This is a genomic window from Streptosporangium sp. NPDC006013 (genome assembly GCF_040614275.1).
In the GTDB taxonomy this organism is placed as follows: domain Bacteria; phylum Actinomycetota; class Actinomycetes; order Streptosporangiales; family Streptosporangiaceae; genus Streptosporangium.
Genome location: NZ_JBEXUE010000758.1, coordinates 1 through 3152, shown reverse-complemented (window position 1 = coordinate 3152; position 3152 = coordinate 1). Strand labels below are relative to the sequence as shown.

Here is a 3152-nt window from a genome sequence, read left to right as displayed (position 1 = left end):
CCGGCGCGTGCCCCACCTGCCACCGCGACATACCCGCCGCAGTACGGCCAGAACACCACCCACTCGAACCAACCTAACGAAGTACTACTAGTGCTCCGTTCCTCAACGGAGGTTGCGAACGCGCTGCGGGAAAGCCGAGATTGTCGGGCCTGCCTTCCTGATGCCAGGACCGGGGTGGATCTGTACTTCCGGTAGGGAACGTCGCACTGGATTCAGGCGCGGCGCCGTGGTGGTGGCGTTGATCCGGCGGGCTCGCGCGGAGATCCGCGACCACACCTTAGCCTGCGACCAGGTCCATACGGAGGAACTCGGTGATACGGAGCAGCCTCGGTGGGCGTGCCACCTCATCGGAGAGGGCCTGGAACGCCTCGCCTTCCCCGACGAGGCGTGGGGCGGCGAGTTCCACCTCCCTCCCGTCGACCCGGAGCCGCGCACCATCGGCTGCCAGGACGTTCTGCACCCAGTCCGAGCGCGATCCATACACCAGAACGAACAGGTAGCCGCCGTCGACAGGATGCGCATCGAGCGGCGTGCGGTACGTCGCGCCAGAAATGCGACCGACGTGAATCAGCACCGGCCACGTCCCGCCCGCGATCGCGCGAGGATTGAATAACCGCTTGTTCACGTGCCCCCACCACCTCGGCATCGGCATCGGCATCTCCTTCCCTTGCCCCGGCGGGGCACGTCGTGGATCAGACGCTCGCCGGGCTCTCAGCTGATTCCCACCCGGGAGGGCTTACATTAGTAAGGTAACTTACGAGCGTAAGGCTGGCTTACAATTGTAAGGTTGTCAATCCCGCCCGCACCCTGGAGCCGTTGTGTCCCCACCACCACCGCTACCGCCACGGCAACCGCTCAGCAGAGGTCTGGTGTTGGAAGCCGCGATCCGGGTCGCGGATCGCGGCGGCGTGGAGGCGATCACGATGCGACGGGTGGCGCAGGAACTGGGCGTGGAGGCGATGTCGCTCTACCACCACGTACCGAACAAGGACGCGATCCTCGACGGCGTGGCCGACACGGTGTTCGCGGCGATCAAGCTACCCGGCGCCGAGTACGACGATTGGCGCGACGCGATCCGTGCGCGCGCCTCCTCCGCGCGTGCGGTCCTGTCGCAGCACAGCTGGGCTCTCGGCCTCATGGACTCCCGTCGCAACCCGGGGCCGGCGACGCTACGCCACCACGACGCCGTCCTCGGTGTCCTCCGCGAGGCGGGGTTCACGCTGCCGATGGCCGCGCACGCTGTCTCGCTCATCGACAGCTACATCAGCGGGTTCGTTCTCCAGGAGGCGAACCTGCCGATGACGACGCCGGACGATGTCGAGGAAGTGGCCGGCAGCATCCTCGAGCACCTGCCGGCGGACGAGTTGCCGTACCTCGCAGAGATGATCGTCGACCACGCCCTGCGGCCGGGCTACGACCACACGAGCGAGTTCGGCTACGGCCTGGACCTGATTCTGGATGCGCTCGAAGCTCGCCGGAGGTAGAGCCCCCTGTTGCCCCTCCCCGGAAACGCTCGCAGCGGGGACTGGCGGCGTGTTCAGCGATATCTGGCGAGGAACCCCGGGCGGTTCGCGCCACGCAGGGCGTGCGCGCAGCCACATCAAAGACTGAAAAGCAGAGCTCGACCGCACTCCCCGCCCTCCGCAGCGGCCGCTCGACCGCTGAGACGAGATCGACTCGGCGGCCTCATACACGAGTATCTGCAGGTCGCATGACATGACCGAGTTCTCGGCGCGCACAGCCGTCGCAACAAGTTGGGGCGACGTGCACGTCAGCCGCGCCAGCCGTCGTGCTGGTGGCCCGTAGTCAATGTCTTTGTATCGAAGCCTCTTATGATCAAAAACGTGGCCAAGGCCAAGCTTTGTAGGGCCAGTGGCGCATTTATGGCCAGGTAGAGTGGCGTGACGACATCAACCAGACGAAACAGTACCAAGAAGCTCGCCAACATAGCTGATCCGGCCCCGATAAGTCCCCATGCGGACAACCAGCGAGGGACAAGTCTCGACCGATATAGAATACCGAAAAATAGGAGATCTCCGAGGGTCAGCGAGATGATCAAAGCGACATGATTAACCAAGTCGCGCGCCGTCCGTAGCAACTCACCCAAGGTCTCCAGGTGGGATGTGCCTGAAGCGCCGGCTTGGGCGAACTCCTGACCCAGCACAAGAAACAAAGGCAAGAAAATCACGCCTATGAAATGGAACATCGCTGCGATCAGTCTAAATCCAAGGAAACCCAGACTGAGCGCTTCATTCTCCATCCTCAATGCCGGATACAGGAGCAGCGCAAACCCGACATAGGCGGGGATCATGATGAACTGAGAAACTGCGCCGACGATGACCTGGCTCTCATGTGCAGAAATGAGATCGAGATAGTGTGGCTCCTCGAGAGCGGGGACAACACTTAGCACGCCGGCGATCATGCCCACGATGACTAGTGCGCCCGCAATTGCGGTTGCCTGTCTGCTTGTATTCATAACACTTTTCCCATATGTCGGCGCGGGCCAGCCGCTCTTTCTTACACCTGTAAGGATGCTGCCGACTCTACCCTTACACGTGTAAGGCCACAAGGGTTCTGCTGCAGAAAGAGGTCCGGGTGCCCGGAACGTCGACACCCCGCCCACCGCTCAGCCGGCAGCGCGTGATCGAGGCAGCGGTGACCGTCGCCGACGAGCGGGGCGTCACGGCGGTCAGCATGCGCGATGTCGCAGAGCGGCTTGGCGTCGAGGCCATGTCGCTGTACCACCACGTCGCGAACAAGCACACGATCCTTGACGGGATCGCCGACGCCGTCTTCGGCGAGATCGAGCTCCCAGAGCCAGACCTCTCGTCGGACCGGAGCCGTGGTCCCGGCCGGCCTTAGTGCTGCGTTCCTCATGGCAAGTAGACGAACTTGCGGCGCAGATGACCGTGGTACCGGGTGGCGGCTGGGTGTAGAGGGCGATGACCTCGGCTCTTTTGGGGCGAAGTCCGGATCGGTCGAGGTGGTCCAGGGGCGGGGACGGCGCTGGTGCGCAGCCCTGCCGGCTGAACACGATGATCTGCGCTCTCATGATCCAGTCGGCCGGGGCATGACGGGCCCCGGCCGGCTTGCAGATCTGTCGTTTCTCTTCGGCGTCCATCGGTGGACGCGCATGCAGCAGTTTCGGCATG

Annotated in this window: 4 protein-coding genes; 2 read left to right on the top strand and 2 right to left on the bottom strand. The window is 63.7% G+C overall.

The genetic code is table 11. The features are described 5' to 3' along the window. Window positions 1-277: 277 nt before the first annotated feature. Window positions 278-652: a nitroreductase family deazaflavin-dependent oxidoreductase gene (locus ABZ260_RS49080; protein ID WP_355632290.1), complete on the bottom strand. Its 375-nt coding sequence runs from the start codon at window positions 650-652 to the stop codon at window positions 278-280. 217 nt (window positions 653-869) lie between these two features. Here ABZ260_RS49080 and ABZ260_RS49075 point away from each other — a divergent pair, with 217 nt between their 5' ends. After that, the gene (locus ABZ260_RS49075) at window positions 870-1484 is read left to right on the top strand and encodes a TetR/AcrR family transcriptional regulator (protein ID WP_355632288.1); all 615 of its coding nucleotides are present in this window, start codon (window positions 870-872) and stop codon (window positions 1482-1484) included. Window positions 1485-1771: 287 nt separating this feature from the next. Here the strand turns inward: ABZ260_RS49075 and ABZ260_RS49070 are convergent, their stop codons facing one another. Next, a complete protein-coding gene (locus ABZ260_RS49070; protein WP_355632285.1) occupies window positions 1772-2476 on the bottom strand; it encodes a DUF4386 domain-containing protein in 705 nt (234 codons plus the stop codon). Window positions 2477-2640: 164 nt separating this feature from the next. Here ABZ260_RS49070 and ABZ260_RS49065 point away from each other — a divergent pair, with 164 nt between their 5' ends. Further along, window positions 2641-2862, top strand: a complete 222-nt coding sequence (locus tag ABZ260_RS49065; protein WP_355632282.1) for a TetR family transcriptional regulator — start codon at window positions 2641-2643, stop codon at window positions 2860-2862. Window positions 2863-3152 lie beyond the last annotated feature (290 nt).